Below are 20,086 nucleotides of genomic sequence, written 5' to 3' on the forward strand. Positions count from 1 at the left end.
GTCCGGGCCGGCCCCTGCGTCGTGCTCCGCCACGGAACGGGCGGGAGCCCTCAGGTCATCTGCCTCTTGTTGCCGCGCAGCGAGCTGTAGATCAGGTCGCCGAGACCCACCACCACGACGGCTCCGGCGAGCTGCAGCAGGTGCCGGATCCAGTCGATGCCCTTGGTCTCGTTGACGCCGATCCACGTGGCCACGGCATTGCCGAGGACGGCCCCGATGATGCCGAAGATCGTGGTCAGCCAAAGGGGCTGGTGCTGCTTGCCCGGCAGGATCGCCCGGGCTATCAGTCCCAGTACAAAGCCGACGATGATCGCCCACAACCAACCCATGTCGAGCCTCCTCCTGGCGCGTTGTGCGCATGTGGGCCCAGTCTCGAGCCGTTCGGCCTACCGCGCATTTCGGGCAGCGCCATTCGGGGGACACCCCCCTCTGCCCGGCCGGGCGCGGGCGGCGTACCGTGGAGGCGTCCGGGCCGGGGAGCGCCCGGCGGTCGATCGGGTGGTGGGTTGTGGAGCGGACGAAGCGGAACGGGTCCGAGGTCTTCCGGATCACGGGGGCGCGGATGAGCCTCGCCGAGGACGTGCGCGGACGCCAGCGCCGGTACGTGATCTCGATGCTGATCAGGACCCTGTCGGTCATCGCGACCATCGTCCTGTGGAACGTGCAGCGGCCCGTGGCCATCGTGACGCTCGTCGCCGGGGCGCTGCTGCCGTACATCGCGGTGGTCATCGCCAACGCGGGTCGCGAATCGACGCCCTCCCTGCCGTCCCACTTCGTCGCGGCGCCGGTGCGCCCCGCGCTGGGTGACGGAAACCTCAAGAAAACCTCAGATCAATCATGAAGTTCCAGTGCACCGCACCGGGTCCTGCGTGACATACTGCCTACGCGCTCCGCATCCCCCGTCGGAGCGACGGACCGACGCCGGGCAGCTCCCCCCGTGGCTGCTCGGCGTCGCCATTCCGTCTTAGGGTTGAGCCGTGACTCCCCTCGACGCATTTCTGAACGAAGCTTCCGCCGCCGACGCGCCCACCTGTTCCGCCAAGGCTTGCCGCGAGGCGGCCGTCTGGGTCCTGGCGTGGAACAACCCGAAGCTGCACACCCCCGAGCGCCGCAAGACCTGGCTGGCGTGCGAGGAGCACCGCGAGCACCTGTCGCAGTTCCTGGGGGTCCGCGGTTTCCTCAAGGACGTCGTGAAGCTCGACGCGTGGGAAGCGCCCGAGGGCTCGCAGCGGCCGTAGCCACTGCGAGCCCTCGGGTTCGCTCTTCGAGCCTGCGGTCAGCCGCCGATCGCCGACATCGGGCGGTCGGGCTGCAGGAAGGTCGGGTCGTCGAGGCCGGATCCGGCCTTCTTGCCCCACATCGCCACCTTCCACAGGCGGGCGATCTCCTCGTCCGGGGCGCCCGAGCGCAGGGCGGCGCGCAGGTCGGACTCCTCGGTGGCGAAGAGGCACGTACGGATCTGGCCGTCGGCCGTGAGGCGCGTACGGTCGCAGGCTCCGCAGAAGGGGCGGGTGACCGAGGCGATCACGCCGACGGTGGCCGGGCCGCCGTCGACGACCCAGCGCTCGGCCGGGGCGGAGCCGCGCTCCTCGGAGCCTTCCTCGGTGAGCGTGAAGCGGGTGCGCAGGGATTCCAGGATGTCACCGGCGGTGATCATGCCGTCGCGCTTCCAGCCGTGCTGGGCGTCGAGGGGCATCTGCTCGATGAAACGGAGCTCGTACTCGTTCTCCACGGCCCAGGCCAGCAGGTCGGGGGCCTCGTCGTCGTTGAGTCCGGGCATCAGCACCGCGTTGACCTTGACGGGGGTGAGGCCGGCCTCGCGGGCGGCGGCCATGCCCTCGATGACGTCCTTGTGCCGGTCGCGCCGGGTCAGGGTCTTGAAGACCTCGGGCCGCAGGGTGTCCAGGGAAACGTTCACCCGGTCCAGGCCGGCGGCCTTGAGGGCCTGCGCGGTGCGCTTGAGGCCGATGCCGTTGGTGGTCAGCGACATCTTGGGGCGCGGCTCCAGGGCCGCGCACTGCTCGACGATCCCGACGAGGCCGGGCCGGAGCAGCGGCTCGCCGCCGGTGAAGCGGACTTCCTTGATCCCGAGCTCGGTGACCGCGATGCGGATCAGGCGGACGATCTCGTCGTCACTGAGCAGATCCGACTTCCCGAGCCACTGCAGACCCTCTTCGGGCATGCAGTAGGTACAGCGCAGATTGCACCGGTCGGTGAGTGAGACGCGCAGGTCAGTGGCTGCGCGGCCGTAGGTGTCGAGAAGCACTGTAAGCCCCCTCCCCTGTCCGGTTTGTAGAGGTTCGCGCCGTGATGGATGAGAGTACGAGCGCTATCAACGAGCCTACGCGACACCCGTGACGTATAGGGGTGCCCGAATGAACGAGACAGGACGTGGCCGTGTCGTAGGGAAATACGACACGGCCACGTTGGGTGTTCGTACTGATTCGCTGAGGCGCAGCCTGTCAGTGCGCCCGGCCGTCCGTGCGCCCAGCCGTCAGTGCGCGCCGGTTCCGGTGAGCGACCGGACCTCGAGCTCGGCGAACTTCTGCGGGTCGGCCTTCTCCTTGGAGAGGACGGTTCCCAGCCACCCCAGGAGGAAGCCGAGCGGGATGGAGATGATGCCGGGGTTCTCCAGGGGGAACCAGTAGAAGTCGGCGCCCTTGAACATCGAGGTGGGCTTGCCGGAGACGACCGGGGAGAACAGCACCAGGACGACCGAGGAGATCAGGCCGCCGTAGATCGACCACAGGGCGCCCTGGGTGGTGAAGCGCTTCCAGAACAGGCTGTAGAGGATCGTCGGCAGGTTGGCCGAGGCGGCGACCGCGAAGGCCAGGGCGACGAGGCCGGCCACGTTGAGGTCCCGGGCCAGGGCGCCGAGACCGATGGCCACGGCTCCGATGACCACCGTGGACCAGCGGGCGGCCCGTACCTCTTCCTTCTCGGTGGCCTTGCCTTTGCGGATCACGTTCACGTAGATGTCGTGGGCGAAGGACGAGGAGGAGGCCAGCGTCAGGCCCGCGACGACCGCGAGGATCGTGGCGAAGGCCACCGCCGAGATCACGGCGAGCAGGACGGCGCCGCCGGTGGAGCCCGGACCGCCGCCGATCTCCTGCGCGAGCAGCGGGGCCGCGGTGGTGCCGGCCTTGTTGGAGGCGATGATGTCGGCCCGCTTGAGCAGGGCCGCGGCGCCGAAGCCGAGGACGATCGTCATCAGGTAGAAGGCGCCGATGATGCCGATGGCCCAGTTCACGGACTTGCGGGCGGCCTTGGCCGTCGGGACCGTGTAGAAGCGGATCAGGATGTGCGGCAGGCCGGCGGTGCCCAGGACCAGGGCGAGGCCCAGCGAGAGGAAGTCCAGCTTCGAGAGCGAGTCCTTGCCGTACTTCAGGCCCGGCTCCAGGAACTTGACGCCCTGCCCGCTGTTGTCGGCGGCCTTGCCCAGCAGGTCCGAGATGTTGAAGTTGAACTTCCACAGGACCAGGAAGGTGATCAGCAGCGTGCCCGCGATCAGCAGGACGGCCTTGATCATCTGGACCCAGGTGGTGCCCTTCATCCCGCCGATGGTGACGTAGAGGATCATCAGGACGCCGACCAGCGAGACGATGACGACCTTGCCGAAGTCGCTGGTGATGCCGAGGAGCAGCGAGACGAGCACGCCGGCGCCGGCCATCTGGGCGAGCAGGTAGAAGATCGAGACCACGATGGTGGAGGTGCCCGCGGCGGTGCGTACGGGGCGCTGGCGCATCCGGTACGCGAGTACGTCGCCCATCGTGTAGCGGCCGGAGTTGCGCAGCGGCTCGGCGACCAGGAGCAGGGCCACCAGCCAGGCGACGAGGAAGCCGATCGAGTAGAGGAAGCCGTCGTAGCCGAAGAGCGCGATGGCTCCGGCGATGCCGAGGAAGGACGCGGCGGACATGTAGTCGCCGGAGATGGCCAGGCCGTTCTGGAAGCCGGTGAACTGGCGGCCGCCCGCGTAGAAGTCGGCGGCGTCCTTGGTCTGGCGTCCGGCCCAGATCGTGATGGCCAGGGTGGCGACGACGAACAGCCCGAACAGGGTGATGATCAGCGGGCGGTGCTCGGAGGCGCCGGCGGCGGTGGTACCCGCCGTGGCCGCCCCGGCGACCGCCACGTACAGCGGGGCGCTCATTCGCCCGCCTCCATCCTTGCCTTGATGGCCGAGGCCTTGGGGTCGAGCTGGTTGGCCGCGTGGCGCGAGTACAGCCAGGCGATGAGGAAGGTCGTCGCGAACTGGCCGAGGCCCAGGACGAGGGCGACGTTGATGTTGCCGAAGAGCTTCGTCCCCATGAAGTCGCCCGCGTAGTTGGAGAGCAGGACGTAGAGCAGGTACCAGGCGATGAACGCCACGGTGAGCGGGAAGGCGAAGGACCGGTGGGAGCGGCGCAGTTCGGCGAACTCCTCGCTCTGCTGGACGCGTACGAACTCTTCGGGCCCGGGACTCGCCGGCGGCGTTCCCGCGCTGCCCTGGGGCGGCGCTGCTTCGGTGGTCACGGGGGACTCTCCTTGTGACGCGGGTGCGGTGGGGATGACGGACAAAACAACCTCCGCGGGGGGACGGTGGTGCCGATCCCCCTGTCAACGGCACGTCCCGCGCGTCGGGGTGGTTCAACACCTGTTTGTTTCTTTGGGAACTGATTCCTCGAACTGATTCCTCGAACTGATGGCGCAGAGCCGAACGGCGGCACTAGGTTCACGTGACACCCGTCGGGCGCGACCGCGCCCGCACGGCTTTTTCACGATGATGTGGAGAACCCATGGCTCATCTGGGAACCGGTAACCGGCGGCGCGCTCTCGCCGTTCCGGTCGGCCTGGCGCTCACCGCCTCGCTCGCCTTCCTGCCCTCGGTCGCGGCCTCCGCCGCTCCGCTCGGCACGACGGCTGACGCCTCGGCCACCGCCACGCCCGACACCTCCGGCCCCAAGCTGTCCTACGTGGCCAACTTGACCTCGTACGGAAGCGTGAAGCAGGCGAAGAAGGCGATCGAGCGTGCCGGCGGCACCGTGGTGATCGCATATGAGCAGATCGGAGTGGTCGTAGCCCACTCGCAGAACCCGGGGTTCGCCAAGCAGCTCCGCGGCCAGCGGAGCCTGTTCGTCTCGGTCGGCGCCACCCGTACGGCTCCCCTGTCGGTCGTGCAGACCGACGAGGAGGGGTCGACGCAGCGCCTCAGCGACGCGGACGCCGCCAAGGCGGCGGCGCAGGCCGAGCCCGGACAGGAGCCCCTGGAGTCGAACCAGTGGGACCTGCGCGCGATCAAGGCGGACCAGGCTCACAAGATCAACGATGGCAGCCGGAACGTGACGGTGGGGGTCATCGACACGGGTGTCGACGACACTCACCCGGATCTCGCCGCGAACTTCTCCAAGGGCCAGTCCGCCAACTGTGTCGGCGGCGTCGCCGACACCACCGAGGGCTCCTGGCGCCCGTACGCCGACGGCAGCGACCACGGCACCCACGTGGCGGGCACCATCGCGGCCCCGCGCAACGGGGTCGGCATCAGCGGTGTGGCGCCCGGCGTCCAGGTGGCCGCGATCAAGGTGAGCGAGCCGGCGACCAGCCTCTTCTACACCGAGGCCGTCGTCTGCGCCTTCATGTTCGCCGCCGAGAAGGGGATCGAGGTGACCAACAACAGCTACTACGTCGACCCCTGGCTCTACAACTGCAAGTCGGACGACGACCAGAAGGCGCTGGTGGAGGCCCTCACCCGGGCGACGCAGTACTCCGAGCGCAAGGGCGTCCTCAGCGTGGCCTCGGCGGGCAACTCGAACCACGACCTGGCGTCCGACGCCATCGTGGACGACACCAGCCCGAACGACACCACCCCGGTGCCCCGCACCATCGACCCGCACGTCTGCCTGGACGTGCCCACCCAGCTCCCGGGTGTGGTCACGGTGGCCGCGACCGGTGACAAGGGCTTCAAGTCGTACTACTCCAGCTACGGCCTGGGCGTCGTCGACGTCACGGCCCCCGGCGGCGACAAGTGGCAGATACCCGCCACCCCGGACGCCAACGGCCGCGTGCTGTCCACCCTCCCGGGCGGCGGCTACGGCTACAAGCAGGGCACCTCGATGGCCGGCCCGCACGTCGCCGGTGTCGCGGCCCTGCTCAAGAGCCGCCACCCGTGGGCGAGCCCGGCGCAGCTCCAGCTGCTCCTCAAGGTCCAGGCCACGAAGACGGCCTGCCCCGAGAAGGTCTACGACGCCACGGGCGTGCTGGTCGACGCCGCCACCTGCAACAGCAAGTGGGGCCAGAACAGCTACGACGGCTACGGCATGGTCGACGCGCTGAAGGCCGTGAAGTAAGCCGGCTGAATCCGCTGAAGCGCGGAAGGGCCGGGCGGGGAACATCCCGCCCGGCCCTTCCTCGCGTTGCCGCGCCCCTACCGCCCTGCGGTCAGGGCTTGATCATGACCTTCAGCGCGCTGCGGTCGTCCATCGCCCGGTAGCCCTCCGGGACCTCGTCGAGGGTGACGGCCCGGTCGAAGACGGGCGAGGGGTCGATCGCACCGCTGAGCACGTCCGCGAGCAGCTCGGGGATGTACGCGCGGACCGGCGCGACCCCGCCGCGCAGGGTGAGGTTGCGGTCGAACATGACACCGAGGTCGAGGCCGGTGCCGCTGCCGTGCGGGACCCCGACGTAGCCGATGGCCCCGCCGTCGCGGGCGATGTTCACCGCGGTGCGCATGGACATCTCGGTGCCGACCGCCTCGATGACGGAGTGGGCGCCCTGGCCTCCGGTGAGCTCGCGCACGGCCGCTTCGGCGGCCTCGCCGCGCTCGGCGACGACGTCGGTGGCCCCGAAGAGCTTGGCGATGTCCGTACGGACCGTGTGCCGGCCCAGGGCGATGATCCGCTCGGCGCCCAGGCGCTTGGCGGCGAGGACGCCGCACAGGCCGACCGCGCCGTCGCCGACGACGGCGACCGTGGAGCCCTTGCGGACCCCCGCGCCCAGCGCGGCGTGGTGGCCGGTGCCCATGACGTCGGACAGCGCGAGCAGCGCGGTCAGCAGGTGGTCGTCGGAGACGGCGTCGGCGGGCAGCTTCACGAGCGTGCCGTCGGCGTGCGGGACGCGGACGGCCTCGCCCTGGCCGCCGTCGTGGCCGACCGAGCCCCAGAAGCCGCCGTGCTCGCAGGAGGTGTAGAGGCCCTCGACGCAGTAGGCGCAGGTGCCGTCGGACCACATGAAGGGGGCGACGACGAGGTCGCCGGCGCGCAGGTCCGAGACGGCGGAGCCGGTCTCCTCGACGACGCCGAGGAACTCGTGCCCGATCCGCTGGCCCGGCTGGCGCTTGGCCACGCCCTGGTAGGCCCAGAGGTCGCTGCCGCAGATGCAGGCGCGCAGGACGCGGACGACGGCGTCCTCGGGGCGCTGGATCGCAGCGTCGGGCACCTCCTCCACGCGGATGTCGTGCGGGGCGTGGATGACGGTGGCGCGCATGGTGGTGCAGTCCTCCGGCTAGGAAATGGTTGAGCCCTGTAGGGCCTCCCTACCGTACGCCCGCTCCGGCGCGAGCGCTCCCGTGGCCAGCAGGTACTGGGCCGCCAGGTAGGTGGCCATGACCCAGAAGTCGGGGCGGGGCAGCTGCGGCCACTCGGCGACCCCGGTGGCGATGAGCGTGTCGGAGATCAGGAACAGCGCCCCGCCGAGCCCGGCCCGCCGGCCCAGGGCGGCGGAGCGGTAGGCCATGGCGGTGAGCAGCAGGCTGTACCCGGCGACCGGGATCCGCAGCTCCGCGGGCAGGTCGCCCCAGAGCAGCGTGACGGTGGACAGGAGCGCGGCGGCGTACGCGGCCCCGAGCAGGGGGCCCGTACGGCGGCGGCCGAAGAGACTGTGCCCTCTGAAAAGCATGAGGTAGCAGACGTGCCCGGCGGCGAAGGAGCCCATGCCGATCAGGAAGGCGGGATCGGCGTCGAAGAGCAGGGCGAGGTCCCCGCCCCAGCCGAACAGCAGGGCCGCGATCAGCAGGCGGGGGGCGCGGCGGGTGATGACGTAGGCGACGAGCAGCGGCATCAGCAGCGGCTTGGCGAGGAGGTGCCCGGTGTGCCAGCCCGCCAGCAGGGAGCCGAGGTCCAGGGCGGTGGCGACGGCGAAGGCGGCGAGCAGCGCCCTGGTGGCGAAGCCGGAGCCCTCGGGGACGGCGGTGCGCGCCCAGGAGGGCGTACGGGACCGCGTACGGGACAGCGCGCGGTCGGTGGATCCGGTGGCGCTCACGCGGCGTGCTCCGGGGCGGGCGCGGGCGCCTCCGCCGGGGTGGCCCGCGTCGGCTCCGCGGCCCGCTCGGCCTGCGCGGGCTGCCAGCCCGGGCCGCGGAACACGCGTCCGGCGCGCTCGCGCCAGGTGGTGGCCCCGCGTACGTCCCGGGCGATGGAGGCGTACTCGTGGGTGGCGACGCGCAGCGGGTTGTAGGTCCCGATGTTCTTGGTGAGGCCGAAGACGGGCTTGTCGGTCTCCCCCACCCAGGAGCCGAACATCCGGTCCCAGACGATCAGGATGCCGCCGAAGTTGCGGTCCAGGTAGCCGCCCTGGGAGGCGTGGTGGACGCGATGGTGGGAGGGGGAGTTGAAGACGAACTCGATCGGCCGGGGCAGCTTGTCGATGCGCTCGGTGTGGATCCAGAACTGGTAGACGAGGTTGACCGAGTAGCAGAAGGCGATGGCGGCCGGGTGCACGCCCAGCGCGATCATCGGGAGGTAGAACGGCCAGGAGGTGGCGCTGGTCCAGGGCTGGCGCAGGGCGGTGGTGAGGTTGAACTTGCGGCTGCTGTGGTGGACGACGTGGCAGGCCCACAGGATCCGGATGACGTGATGGCCGCGGTGCTGCCAGTAGTAGAGGAAGTCCTGGGCGAGCAGCATCAGCGGAACGGTCCACCACAGGACGGGGACCCGCAGCGGGGTGAGCTCGTAGACCGCGGTGTAGATCGCGACGATCGGGATCTTCCAGAGGAAGTCGAAGCCGAGGCTGCCGATCCCCATGCCGAGGCTGGTGACGGCGTCCTTGGTCTCGTACCCGGCGGCGTCCTCGTCGGGATGGATGCGGTAGCTCACGAGCTCTATGACGGTGAGCAGGACGAAGGCGGGTATGGACCACAGCACGACATCGGGCAGGTTCGGCATGTCCGCACCATAGAGGCGGGTTCGGGGGCTCGGCTAGAGGTTGTTACCGATCGGTATCCATCGGTGTTACCGACGGTTCACGAGATGCTTCCGGGTGAGGGTGTCCGGGCCAAGGGGAGGGCGTGGGGACGATGAGCTTCGACGAGGGGTCCGAGGAGTTCGAGGCGGTGGCCTTACGGGCGGCCGAGGCCGTGGCGCGGGCACGGGCGAAGTCCTGGCCGGGGGCGCGACGGCTCAGGCCGGTGAAGCCGGGCGATCCCGCCGTACGGCGCCTCGCGCGCGAGCTGGCGGCCCGGCTGACGGAGGCGGGCGCGGAGCTCCCGGAGCCCGACCGGCGGGCGGCGGTGCACGCGGTCGGCGCCGCGTTCGCCGCGCTGGGCCCGCGGGAGGCCCGGGCCCTGTTCGCGGCGGAACCCGGCACGGCGGCGGCCTCGGCGCCCCCGCCCCCGGCGGCCCTGAGCGCGGCGGCCGGAGCCGCCTACCGGGAACTGGTCGCGCTGTGCCGGGCGCACGCGGCGGAGTCGACGGGCGCGGAGGGCGCGGGCGGCGCGGAGGCCGCGGGGAACGCGGTGCGCCCGGGGAACACCGGGGGCGCCGGTTCCGGGGCCGAGGAGTTCGAGGAGCGGTACGCGCGGTACGTGGCCAAGACGCAAGGGCGGGTCCAGCTGTTCGGGCTGACGCTCGGCCAGGCCCGCGGGGACTGGTCGCTGGACCTGGCCTACATCAGCCTCGCCGTCAGCGGCGGGGAACTCCTCGGCGAGCCCGGCCTGCAGACCTCGGTCAAGGCCGACGTGGCCCTGAACGCCGCGGAGCGGGTCCTGCTGCGCGGTCCGGCCGGCTCCGGCAAGAGCACCCTCGTCCAGTGGCTGGCCCTGAACGCCGCCCGGAGCACCTTCACGGACCAGCTGCGTGACTGGAACGGCCTGGTCCCCTTCGTCCTGCCCCTGCGCTCCTTCAACTCCCCCGTCGGCCTCCCCGCCCCCGAGGACTGGCTGACGGCGACCGGCGTACCCCTGCGGGCCCCGGAGGGGTGGGTCGCCGGGCTCCTCTCCTCGGGGCGGGCGCTCGTCCTGGTCGACGGGGTCGACGAGGTGCCACCGCGCCTGCGCGTCAGGACCGAGTCCTGGCTGCGGGCGTTGCTCACCGCGTACCCGGCGGCCCGCTTCGTGGTCACCACGCGCCACTCGGCCGTACCGGAGGACTGGCTGACCACCCACGGCTTCTCCTCCCTCGCCCTGCTCCCCATGGACCGCGACGACGTGGGCGCCTTCATCACCCACTGGCACGCCTCCGCCCGGGAGGAGGCGGACGGCGAGGGCGCCGAGGTGGAGCGGGAGCTGCTCGACCGGTACGAGAAGGCGCTCCTGCGGGAGGTGGCGTCGCGCCGGGACCTGGGCAGGCTCGCGACGAACCCGCTGATGTGCGCCCTGCTGTGCGCCCTGAACCGGGACCGCCGGATGCACCTGCCGCGGGCCCGCAAGGAGCTCTACGACACGGCCCTGGACATGCTGCTGATCCGCCGCGACAGCGAGCGCGACATCTCCGGGATCGAGGGCGTCTACCTCAGCCGGGACGAGCAGACCCTGCTGCTCCAGCGGCTCGCGTACTGGCTGATCCGCAACGGCCAGGTGGAGGCGTCCGAGGCCGGGACGATCGGGATGATCGCCGAAGCCCTCGACTCCATGCCGCAGGTCAGGGCCCAGGCCGACGCGCAGACGGTGTTCCGGCACCTGCTGATCCGCAGCGGGCTGCTCCGCGAACCGGTGGCGGGCTCGGTCCTGTTCGTCCACCAGACCTTCCAGGACTACCTCGGCGCCAAGGCCGCCGTGGAGGCGCGGGACTTCGGCGTCCTGGTGCGCAATGCGCACGAGTACACCTGGGACAACGTGGTCCGGATGGCCGTGGGACACGCCCGGCCCGACGAACGGGCCTATCTCCTAAGGGAGTTGCTGGCCCGAGCCGATCAGTCGGAGCCCGACCGGAGCCGGCTGGTGCTGCTCGCGGCCGCCTGCCTGGAGCACGCGCCGGAGCTCGATCCGCAGGTCTGGCGCGAGGTGAAGGCCCGTACGGCCCTCCTGCTGCCCCCTCGCTCCCCGGCGCAGGCCGAGGAACTGGCCAAGGCCGGCGAGCTGGTGCTGGAGCTGCTGCCCGAACCGGCCGGGCTCGCCGAGGGCGAGGCCGCCGCCACGGTCCGTACGGCGGCGCTGGTCGGTGGCGACCGGGCGCTCCAGGTGGTCGCGGGGTTCCGGACCGACGACCGCTACGAGGTGGGGCGCGAACTATCGGACGCCTGGGGGCGGTTCCCGCTGGACTCCTACACGGACGCGGTGCTCGCGGACGCCCCCATGCGCACGGCCCACCTGCACGTGCGCACGGCCGGACAGCTGCGGGCCCTGGACCGGCTGCCGCACATCAACCGGGTGCACGTCAGCTGGGACGGCCCGGTCCCGCGGGAGATCTCGCAGCGGCGGAACCTGGAGTCCCTGGTCCTGCACCGCAACGCGGCACTGTCCGACCTGTCCCCGCTGGCCGGGCAGTCCTCGCTGCGGCACCTGGGCGTCCTGGACTGCCCGAAGGTCACCGGGATCGAAGTGGTGGGCGAACTGCGGGCGGACAGCCTGGCGTTCGGCTATCTGCGGGACGACCTCCCGCTCACCCCGCTGGCGGGGGCGGCGGGGCTGCGCTCCCTGGTCATCGGTTTCGAACCGGAGGAACGGCGGATCGGGGACGTCCCCGCGGCGCAGACGCTGACCGCGCTGCACCTGTGGCAGGGGGCCCGCCGGATGACGCTCGACGGAATCGAGCGGTGGCCGGCGGTGGAGACGCTGACGATCGCCGGGAGCACCCAGTACCGGCAGCTGGTGCGCTCGCTGCCGCTGCGGGGACTGACGGGCCTGCAGATCCGGCACGCCGCGCCCGTGTCGGCCGGGGCGCTCCTGCCGTACGAACGCCTCGGCCGGCTCTTCCTGATCCGGTGCGCCCTGGAGGGATCGCTGGAGGCGCTGGCGGAGTTGCCGGCGCTGCGCCGGCTGGTGCTGAGCGAGTGCCTGGGGACCGTGGACCTGGCGCCGCTCGCGCCCATGGCGGAGCTGGTGATCGAGCTCCGCCGGGGCACGCACGTGACCGGGGCGGAACTGATCCCGCCGGAGCGGCTGGTCCGCAAGGACTGAGCCGCTCCGGCGGGACCGCCCCGTCACCAGACCCGGACCGAGCCCCCTCGGGCGAAGGCCGGGCTGGTGGCGTCCGCCGGGACCTCCGTCAGGGGCTGCGCGACCTCCGAGACGAGGGGGCCGTGCTTGGCGGCCACCGCGTCGAGGAGGGCGAGGTCGAAGCCGTACACCCGGGCGGCGTTGCCACCGACCATGGCGGCGACCTCCTCGCGGGGCAGGCCCGCGTAGGCGATGCGCAGGCCCTCGCGGGAGTAGGGCGTGGTGCCCTCGTCGTGGGGGTAGTCGCTGCCCCACATGATCTTGTCGAGCCCGATCCGGTCCCGCAGCGGGACCTCGTGGGGGCGCATGAAGCTCGCTCCCACGAAGCAGTTGTCCCGCCAGACCTGGCTCGGCCCCTTGCCCATGGACTCCGCCAGCCCGGCCCCGAACTTCGCCTCGGCGGTGGCCGAGGCCGCGACCAGGCGGCCGTGGTAGTAGTCCAGCATCTCGATCACGCCCGGGATCCAGCCGGATCCCTGCTCCGTCAGGACGAGCTTCAGCCCGGGGTTGCGGCGGAAGGCCCCGCCGAAGACGAGGTGCCACAGGGCCCGGTGGGAGAACCAGGTGGTCTCCACCATGAAGACGGCCCGCGCCGCCGGCTCGTCGCCCAGCGGCGGCGAGGCGGAGCCGCCGTGGTGGTTGACCGGGACGTCCAGCTCGTCGCAGACGGCCCAGATCGGGTCGTAGACCTCCGAGTAGAGCTCCGGAACGGTGGAGCCGGGCGGGACGCCGGGCAGCAGGATGCCGCCGGTCAGGCCCGCGTTGCGGGTGCGGCGGATCTCCTGGACCGCCGCGTCCACGTCGTTCAGCAGGATCTGGACCACGCCCGCCCGGCGGCCCGGCGCGTCCGCGCAGAAGTCCGCCAGCCACCGGTTGTGGGCCTGGAGCCCGGCCCAGCGCATCTCGTACTCGGCCGCCGTCGGGGGCTGGGCCATCAGCGAGGCCTTGGGGAAGAACGGCGGGATGGTGTTCGGGAAGAGCACCTCCGCGACGATCCCGTCGGCTTCGAGCTCGGTCAGGCGCCGCTGGGAGTTCCAGTTGCGGTCGGCGGTGTCCGCGAGGAGGTCCTCGTACGGGTTGACGTAGGTCGCGGCCCAGGCGTCGAACTCCTCGTGGTGGCGCTTCTCCAGGTACGGCTTGTAGTCCAGCAGGTCGGCGCCCGCGTGGCAGTCGGCGGAGATGACCGTGTAGCGGTCCTCGGAGCTCGCACTCACCGGTTCACCCCCAGCACCGGGAAGTCGTTGTCGGTCAGCCAGTGCCGGCCCACGTCGCGCGAGCGCGCCCAGGAGGCTTCGACGGCCGCCTGGTCCGCGCTCTGGCCGAGCTCGGCGGCGGTGGGGCCGATGCGGCGGGCGATCGGCGCCAGCTTCTCGGTGTCGAAGCCGAAGACCTCGGCGGCGGCCAGGCCCAGCATCCGGCGGGTCTCCTCGACGGGGATGTCGTGGAAGGTGTTCTTCAGCCAGGTGCGGGTGTTCGGCCAGGTCCCCTCGGGGTGCGGGAAGTCCGAGCCCCACAGGATGTTGTCCACACCGATCTCGTAGCGCTGGGCCAGCTCGCGCCGCTTGGTGTTGGTGGCGCAGATGAACACCTGCCGGTCCAGGTACTCGCTCGGCGGCCGCTTCAGCTCCTCGAACGGCGAGAGCTTCTTGCCGCCGTGCGCGCCGAGGTAGAGCCGGTCCATGAACCAGAGCTGGTTCGGCAGCCACCAGCAGCCCGACTCGGCGACGCCGAACTTCAGCCCCGGGTGCCGCTCGAAGACCCCGGACCAGAGCAGGAACCACAGCGGGCGGGCCGGCCACCAGGTGACCTCGGAGACGAAGATGCCCAGGTGGTCCCCGTACTCGTGGCGCGGCGAGGAGCCCGAGTGGGTGACGATCGGCATCTGCGTCTCGGCCGCCGCCGCCCACACGGGGTCGTAACGGCGGTCGTGGTACGGGGCCTTGTCCACCCACATGGCCGGGATCATCAGGGCGCCCAGCCCGGAGGCCTTCGCCCGGTAAATCTCGGCGACGACCTTGTCGGGCTCGCCGGTGATGGGCAGCAGGGCGACCCCGCAGTGCCGCTCGGGGTTCTCGGACACGAACTCGGCGAGCCACCGGTTGTGCGCCTGGGCGCCGGCCATGCCGAGCTCGGGGTCCTGGTCGCCGGAGAGGCCGAGGCCCACCCCGAAGGGGGCGGCGGTCTGGCTGTCCACGGCGTCGGCGTCGGGGAAGACGACTTCGGCGGCCACGCCGTCGCCGTCGAGCTCCTTCAGCCGCTGCGCGACGTCCCAGCCGCCCCGGAGGCCTTCCTCGTGGTCGTGGAACCACTTCTCGGCGAAGGCCTCGTTGCGCACGCCCAGCTTGGTGGCCTCGGCGCGGCGGGCGTCGCGCTGGCCGAGGAACTCGTCGAACTGCGGGTGGAAGGCGCTGTCCAGGTAGGGGCGGTACTGCTCGGTGGGCAGCCCCGCGTGGCAGTCGGAGGAGATGATCAGGTACGGGTCTTCGTACGCACTCACGATTGAGGCTCCTCAGTCGAGGATGAAACTTTCCAGGTAGGCGGGGTTGGCGCGGTCGAGCATCGACTGCGATCGGGCGCGGATCTGCCGGTCGCTATGCTCGCTGTCGGGCAGCATCCAGAAGCGGTCGGCGCGGATGCCGTCCACCACGTGGTCCGCGACGTCCTCGACCGGGGTGAAGTTCACCTCGTGGCCGGCCTTCTTCATGGCGGACTCGTACTGGTCGAGGCTGCGGTACGGGGACTTGCGCGGGCGTTCCTTGGCGTACCGGTCGGGCCGGTTGCGGTGCGACTCCCACAGGCCGGTGCGCAGCATGTGCGGTCCGGGGAAGAGCACGGAGGCGCCGATGGCCGCGCCCTCCGCCTTGAGGTGGGCGTAGAGCGACTCGGTCATGGTCACCACGGCCGCCTTGGTGACCGCGTAGACCGAGGCGGTGGGCAGCGGGGCGATGCCGCCGTCGCCGGAGGAGGTGTTGACGATGTGGCCGGGGCCGCCTGCCGCGATCATGCGGGGGACAAAGGCCTGGATGCCGTGGAAGACGCCCCAGACGTTGACGGAGAAGGCCCACTTCCAGTCGTTGGGCTCGTGCTCCCACATGCGGCCCTCGGCACCGGAGCCGACGCCCGCGTTGTTGCAGAGGACGTGCACGGCGCCGAAGGTCTCGTACGCGGCGTCGGCCAGGGACATCACGGAGTCCCGGTCGCTGACGTCGACGATCTTGGCGAGCACCTCGGCGCCGTCGGCGGCGAGTTCGTCGGCGGCCTTGCGCAGGGCGCCCTCCTCCACGTCGGCGAGGACCACCTTCAGTCCCTCGGCGGCGAAGCGGCGGGCCATCGCGAGGCCGATGCCGCTGGCGGCTCCGGTGACCACGGCCACCTGTCCCGGTTCCAGTCGCATCAGACGCTCCCCTCGGGCGGTCCGTCGAGGATCTGCATCGGGTCGTCGTAGCGCTGGTGGATGTACGGGAGCAGGGCCTGGGCGCTGACCCGCTCGACGACCTTGCCCCGCTGGTCCGTGGTCTTCTCGCCGATGGTGATCTCGACGAGGCGGCGTACGGGGAGGTCGGCGATGGGGTCGAACATGGACTCCCGGAGCACCACGTCGCCGGTGATGTGCTCCAGCTTGCGGACCTTCTCGTTGCGCGTGCAGTGCACCAGCACCGGATCGGCATCGAAGCCCGAACCGTCCACCGCGGGGAGGAACTTGAAGTAGAAGTCGGTCTTCACGGTGGGCTCCGGCAGCGGCAGTTCGCGGTCCACCGCCCCGCGCACCTCGACGAAGGCGATCCCGTGCCGGGCGAGCGAGGCCCGGACGACCAGACCCTCGCGCTCGACGGTGATCTCGCCGAGCTTCTTCGGCTCGCCGAAGACCTCGCGGCCACCGATCAGGGCGCGTTCCATGCTCATCGGCATGACCAGCGGATACCAGCCCTCGACCCCGTCGTGCTGGGCGGCGACGGCCACCGAACCGGCGCCGAGCGGGTAGCCGGGCAGGTCCACCTTGCTGATGTTGGCCCGCACCAGGGGCCGTTCCGTGGGCTTCAGCGGAGGCGGCAGGACCGCCGCCACCACGTCCGGGTCCGTTTCCCAGACGGCCACCACGCCGGTGGACCAGATGTCGGGGAGCTTGGAACTCTTCTCGCGCGAAGCGGCGATCTCGGCCTCGGTGCGCGCTCCGTACCGTACGCGTGTCATCTATCGCACCATCCTTCGTCCAGGACTCAGTCGGTTCTGACGCAGCTGGTTCTGTAACACAGTTACACCGCTGCCGATGAAGGGTAAAGACCCGTGCACGTAACCGATCTGACGGATCGACAGAAAGTTGGGACGGACACGATGACCAGAACCACGCTGACCCGCGCGGAGGTACTGGACGCCGCCGCGTCCCTGGTCAAACAGCACGGCCCGGCCGCCCTCACCATGCGCAAGCTCGCCGCCGAGCTGGGCACCGCCGTGACCTCCATCTACTGGCACGTGGGCAACCGCGAATCCCTGCTCGACGCCCTCGTGGAGCGGACCGTGGAGGAGGTCGGCGCCATCCGGCCGGTCGGCCGCACCCCCGGCGACCGCATCCTCTCGGTCGCCCGGACACTCCGTCGCGAACTGCGCGAGCGCCCGCACCTGATCGCGATGGTCCACGAACGCGGCCTCACCGACCGGATGTTCCTGCCCGCCCAGCAGGCCCTGGTCCACGAGGTGCACGCGGCGGGCCTGCGCGGGGCCCGGGCCGCGGACGCGGTGCGCGCGATCCAGTTCCAGATCATCGGCTTCGTCCTGGTCGAGCGCAATCGCGAACGCTCCCCCGCCCAGTCCCCCGCCGAGAGCGAGCTCTGGGACCCGGCCGACGCCCCGCACGACCCGCCGCTGGCCCGCGCGCTGGCCCGGCCGGTGGACCCGGAACGGCTGTTCCAGCTGACCCTGAGGGCCTTGGTGCGGGCCCTGCTGACACCGGTCGGATAATTCCTTTGCGCCCCGCCGCGACGCCGTGATGGGATCCGTGGACACGGGGGCGGCTCCCCGGCGCGCATCCTTCTCACCCTTCCTCTGACGATCCCGCGCGCCCACTCCCCGCCCCCGTTCTTCACGTTCACGGAGGGAAACACCCATAGCCACTGTCGAGTCCGTCCTGCTGCGCCGGCTCCAGACCTTCCACGTCGGCGGGACACCCGCCCAGGCCGCCGCACCCGGCGGGCCCGCCCTGCGCAGACTCGAAGCAGAACTCCTGGGACGCGGACACACCGTGAGCCCGGAGCTCTACGCGGCCCTGGCCGCGCTGCCCACCGAGGAACTGGCCGCAGCCCACAGCCGCCTCGTCGCCTTGGTCGACGACCTGCTCGGCGCCGACCGGAGCCACGTCCCGCTCTTCCGCCGCTTCCCGGCGACACCGGTGGTCGCCCCGCGCGACACCGAACGGCTCTACGTGGACCGGGTCTTCGCCCACCTCCTCCAGCAGGCCGACCACCCGTGCGTGCTCTGCGGCGAGCAGCGCACCGTCTTCCCGGTGTCCCCCTGCGCCCACCTGGTGTGCCGGCTGTGCTGGGACGGCGCCGATTACGCGGGCTGCCCGCTGTGCCATCGGCGGCTCGATCCCGCCGATCCCTTCCTGCGCCCCGTACGCGCCGTCGGCGCGGCCAGGCCCGCCCACCCCGGTCCGCTCCGGCTGCTGCGGCTCGGCACCGACCCGGCCGCCGACGCCACGCCAATCGTGGCGGCGCTGCTCGCCCGCGCGACCCCGCTGTCCCCGCAGGACCGCGAGGACCTGGTCACGCTGCTGCCGCTGAGCCCGGCCGCACGCGGCGAGCTCCCCGGGGAAATCCCCGTACGGGAGACCAAGGCGCTGCTCCTGGCCACGCTGCTCACCTGTCCCGGCGCGCGGGACCACGTGCGGCCCCTGCTCGCCGAGTGGCTGACCACGGCCACGGACGTGCTGCGGCTGCTCGCCGTGGCGTCCGGAGGCAATCCCGGGCTGCTGCCCCTGCCCTCCCGGTTCGTCTCCCTCGGCCGGCCGCTGCGGCGCGAACTGCTGGCCCTGCTGGACGCGTTGCCGGTCCCGTACCTCGTCGAGGACCTGCTGCGGCACCCCACCGGCTGGAAGCGGGCCGCCGAGACCCTGCACCCCTTCGAGCAGCACGCCCGTCACCCGCGGGCCGCGCTCGCCTTCGCCGTCCTGCGCGGCACCCCGCTGACCGGCCCGCTGGGCGCGGCTCTGCGGGAGACCGCCGCCGCACATCCGGACGCCGTGCGCGTGCAGGACGAGCGGCTCCGGCCCGCGTCCTGGGGCGGCCGCCTGGAGCGGGCCCTCGCCGAAGGGGACGCCGGGGCGGCCGCCGCGCTGGCCGGGCAGCGGCCGGGCGAACTCGTCCGGCGCCTCGACCACCTGCTGCGCCTGCACACCGGCGAGCACCCCGTCCCGGAGCTCGCGCGGGCTCTGCAGCGCGGACTCCCCTCCGTGGGCCCCGGCCCGCTGCTCTCCGCGTTCGGAGCGCTGCGCGTCCGCGCCGAGGACCGGCTCGGTGCGCGCCGGGTGTTCTTCCCGCGGGGCGAGGTCACCCGCGCCCTGTCGGTGGCGGAGGACCGCCCGCCCCTGCCGGAGCCGCTGGTCCGGGAGGTCGCCGGGATGCTGGAGGCCGAGGTGCTGCGCCGGTTCGCCCGGCCCGAGGAGGAGCCGTACGAGCTGGCGGTGCTCGATTCCGCGCTCGCGGACCTGGTCGTGCCCTTCGCGGAGCGCGATGCGGCCAGGACCCTGGTCGCCGTCCCCCGGGGCAGCTCGCAGAACCTGCCCGCGGGCGAGGTGCTGCGGCTCTTCCTGCACTGGACCGAGCCGGCGGGCAACCGCACCGACCTCGACCTGTCCGTCGCCTTCTTCGACGCCGACTGGCGGTTCACCGGCCGGTGCGACTACACGCAGCTCCGGCACGGGCCGGAGGGCGCCGCCGTGCACTCCGGCGACCTCACCTCGGCGCCGGCTCCGGCCGGGGCCACCGAGTACGTGGACCTGGACCTGGCGAAGCTCGCCGAGCACGGGGACGCGTACGCGGTGCCGCTGGTGTTCAGCTTCAACAACGTGCCGTTCGAGGAGCTGCCGGACGCCTTCGCGGGCTTCATGGCGCTGCCGGCGGACGGCCCGCGCGACGCCTCGTACGACCCCCGGACCGTGCGCCAGCGTTTCGACCTGACCGGCGAGTCCCGGGCCTACCTGCCGATGGTGGTGGACCTCGGTGCCCGCCGGGCCCTGTGGGCGGACGTCCACCTGCCGCCTTCGGGGTCCCACCAGAGCGTGGCCGCCGCCGGCGGCGACCGGCTCGCCGCCGCCGCGGAGGACGTCTGCGCCCACTTCGGCTCCGGCACCCGCACCACCCTGTGGGACCTCACCGTGTGGCGGGCCGCGGCCCGCACCCGGGAGGTGGCGGTGATAAGGCGGGCCACCGAGAGTTCGGCCACTGACGAGGTGTGGCTCTACCGCGCCGCGGCCGGTGAGCAGCCGGCCGGCTTCGCCGCGCGCATCACCGCCCTGGAGCCGCCCGAGGAGCGCCGGACCCCCGCGGACGCTGACGCGGAGGCCGCCGAACTGGCGGCCGGCAAGCGCGCGTTCCTCGCGCTGACCTGCGCGAGCGTGGCCCCCGAAGGGGGTTCGGGGACGGCCTACCGGCTCTTCCCCGGCCCCGCCGAAGTACCCGGGTCCTTCGCCCGGGTGACGGCCGGGGACCTCGTGGCGGAGCTGAGCTGAAGGGGCATCGGGCCACGGGTGTC

17 protein-coding genes are annotated in these 20,086 nt (G+C 71.9%); 6 read left to right on the forward strand and 11 right to left on the reverse strand.

The window, feature by feature from the left end; genetic code table 11:
• Nucleotides 1–50: 50 nt before the first annotated feature.
• Complete coding sequence (locus OG435_RS12080; RefSeq protein ID WP_266876825.1) at nt 51–329, reverse strand: GlsB/YeaQ/YmgE family stress response membrane protein; 279 nt, start codon at nt 327–329, stop codon at nt 51–53.
• Between the two features lie 233 nt (nt 330–562).
• Between OG435_RS12080 and OG435_RS12085 the strand changes: the two genes are divergently transcribed.
• Together OG435_RS12085 and OG435_RS12090 are read left to right on the forward strand one after the other, a co-directional pair.
• The gene (locus tag OG435_RS12085; protein WP_430625617.1) at nt 563–841 is read left to right on the forward strand and encodes a DUF3099 domain-containing protein; all 279 of its coding nucleotides are present in this window, start codon (nt 563–565) and stop codon (nt 839–841) included.
• Nucleotides 842–977: 136 nt separating this feature from the next.
• Nucleotides 978–1,238: a hypothetical protein gene (locus OG435_RS12090; RefSeq protein ID WP_266876827.1), complete on the forward strand. Its 261-nt coding sequence runs from the start codon at nt 978–980 to the stop codon at nt 1,236–1,238.
• 38 nt (nt 1,239–1,276) lie between these two features.
• Here OG435_RS12090 and moaA read toward each other — a convergent pair whose 3' ends face one another.
• The 3 genes from moaA to OG435_RS12105 form a co-directional block, all read right to left on the reverse strand.
• Nucleotides 1,277–2,266 carry a GTP 3',8-cyclase MoaA gene (moaA, locus tag OG435_RS12095; RefSeq protein WP_266876828.1) on the reverse strand — a complete coding sequence of 330 codons (990 nt, stop codon included), beginning with the start codon at nt 2,264–2,266 and terminating at the stop codon, nt 1,277–1,279.
• 228 nt (nt 2,267–2,494) lie between these two features.
• Nucleotides 2,495–4,147, reverse strand: coding sequence for a solute symporter family protein (locus OG435_RS12100; RefSeq protein ID WP_266876829.1), 1,653 nt, complete (start codon nt 4,145–4,147; stop codon nt 2,495–2,497).
• Nucleotides 4,144–4,509: a DUF485 domain-containing protein gene (locus OG435_RS12105; protein WP_266876830.1), complete on the reverse strand. Its 366-nt coding sequence runs from the start codon at nt 4,507–4,509 to the stop codon at nt 4,144–4,146. Before OG435_RS12105 ends, OG435_RS12100 begins: the two co-directional genes overlap by 4 nt.
• 263 nt (nt 4,510–4,772) lie before the next feature.
• Here OG435_RS12105 and OG435_RS12110 point away from each other — a divergent pair, with 263 nt between their 5' ends.
• A complete protein-coding gene (locus OG435_RS12110; protein WP_266876831.1) occupies nt 4,773–6,320 on the forward strand; it encodes a S8 family serine peptidase in 1,548 nt (515 codons plus the stop codon).
• Nucleotides 6,321–6,411: 91 nt separating this feature from the next.
• Here OG435_RS12110 and OG435_RS12115 read toward each other — a convergent pair whose 3' ends face one another.
• Genes OG435_RS12115 through OG435_RS12125 form a run of 3 tightly spaced genes read right to left on the reverse strand, consistent with a single transcriptional unit; the run spans nt 6,412 to nt 9,131 of the window.
• Nucleotides 6,412–7,455: a zinc-dependent alcohol dehydrogenase family protein gene (locus tag OG435_RS12115; protein ID WP_266876832.1), complete on the reverse strand. Its 1,044-nt coding sequence runs from the start codon at nt 7,453–7,455 to the stop codon at nt 6,412–6,414.
• 18 nt (nt 7,456–7,473) lie between these two features.
• On the reverse strand, nt 7,474–8,199 hold the full coding sequence (locus tag OG435_RS12120) for a lysoplasmalogenase (protein WP_430625752.1): 726 nt from the start codon (nt 8,197–8,199) through the stop codon (nt 7,474–7,476).
• A gap of 26 nt (nt 8,200–8,225) precedes the next feature.
• On the reverse strand, nt 8,226–9,131 hold the full coding sequence (locus OG435_RS12125; protein WP_266876833.1) for a sterol desaturase family protein: 906 nt from the start codon (nt 9,129–9,131) through the stop codon (nt 8,226–8,228).
• 131 nt (nt 9,132–9,262) lie between these two features.
• Here OG435_RS12125 and OG435_RS12130 point away from each other — a divergent pair, with 131 nt between their 5' ends.
• Nucleotides 9,263–12,301, forward strand: a complete 3,039-nt coding sequence (locus OG435_RS12130) for an NACHT domain-containing protein (RefSeq protein WP_266881664.1) — start codon at nt 9,263–9,265, stop codon at nt 12,299–12,301.
• Between the two features lie 23 nt (nt 12,302–12,324).
• Here OG435_RS12130 and OG435_RS12135 read toward each other — a convergent pair whose 3' ends face one another.
• From OG435_RS12135 to OG435_RS12150, 4 genes are read right to left on the reverse strand one after another with little or no spacing between them, the layout of a single operon-like run.
• Nucleotides 12,325–13,554 carry an amidohydrolase family protein gene (locus OG435_RS12135; RefSeq protein ID WP_266876834.1) on the reverse strand — a complete coding sequence of 410 codons (1,230 nt, stop codon included), beginning with the start codon at nt 13,552–13,554 and terminating at the stop codon, nt 12,325–12,327.
• Complete coding sequence (locus OG435_RS12140) at nt 13,551–14,837, reverse strand: amidohydrolase family protein (RefSeq protein WP_266876835.1); 1,287 nt, start codon at nt 14,835–14,837, stop codon at nt 13,551–13,553. Before OG435_RS12140 ends, OG435_RS12135 begins: the two co-directional genes overlap by 4 nt.
• 12 nt (nt 14,838–14,849) lie before the next feature.
• Nucleotides 14,850–15,734 carry an SDR family NAD(P)-dependent oxidoreductase gene (locus OG435_RS12145; protein ID WP_266876836.1) on the reverse strand — a complete coding sequence of 295 codons (885 nt, stop codon included), beginning with the start codon at nt 15,732–15,734 and terminating at the stop codon, nt 14,850–14,852.
• Nucleotides 15,734–16,531: an acetoacetate decarboxylase family protein gene (locus tag OG435_RS12150; RefSeq protein WP_266876837.1), complete on the reverse strand. Its 798-nt coding sequence runs from the start codon at nt 16,529–16,531 to the stop codon at nt 15,734–15,736. Before OG435_RS12150 ends, OG435_RS12145 begins: the two co-directional genes overlap by 1 nt.
• A gap of 141 nt (nt 16,532–16,672) precedes the next feature.
• Here OG435_RS12150 and OG435_RS12155 point away from each other — a divergent pair, with 141 nt between their 5' ends.
• Nucleotides 16,673–17,296 carry a TetR/AcrR family transcriptional regulator gene (locus OG435_RS12155; RefSeq protein ID WP_266876838.1) on the forward strand — a complete coding sequence of 208 codons (624 nt, stop codon included), beginning with the start codon at nt 16,673–16,675 and terminating at the stop codon, nt 17,294–17,296.
• A 145-nt stretch (nt 17,297–17,441) separates the two neighbouring features.
• Nucleotides 17,442–20,063: an MXAN_6230/SCO0854 family RING domain-containing protein gene (locus tag OG435_RS12160; RefSeq protein WP_266881666.1), complete on the forward strand. Its 2,622-nt coding sequence runs from the start codon at nt 17,442–17,444 to the stop codon at nt 20,061–20,063.
• Nucleotides 20,064–20,086 lie beyond the last annotated feature (23 nt).

Origin of the sequence: Streptomyces sp. NBC_01264 (genome assembly GCF_026340675.1) — a bacterium.
GTDB lineage: Bacteria > Actinomycetota > Actinomycetes > Streptomycetales > Streptomycetaceae > Streptomyces.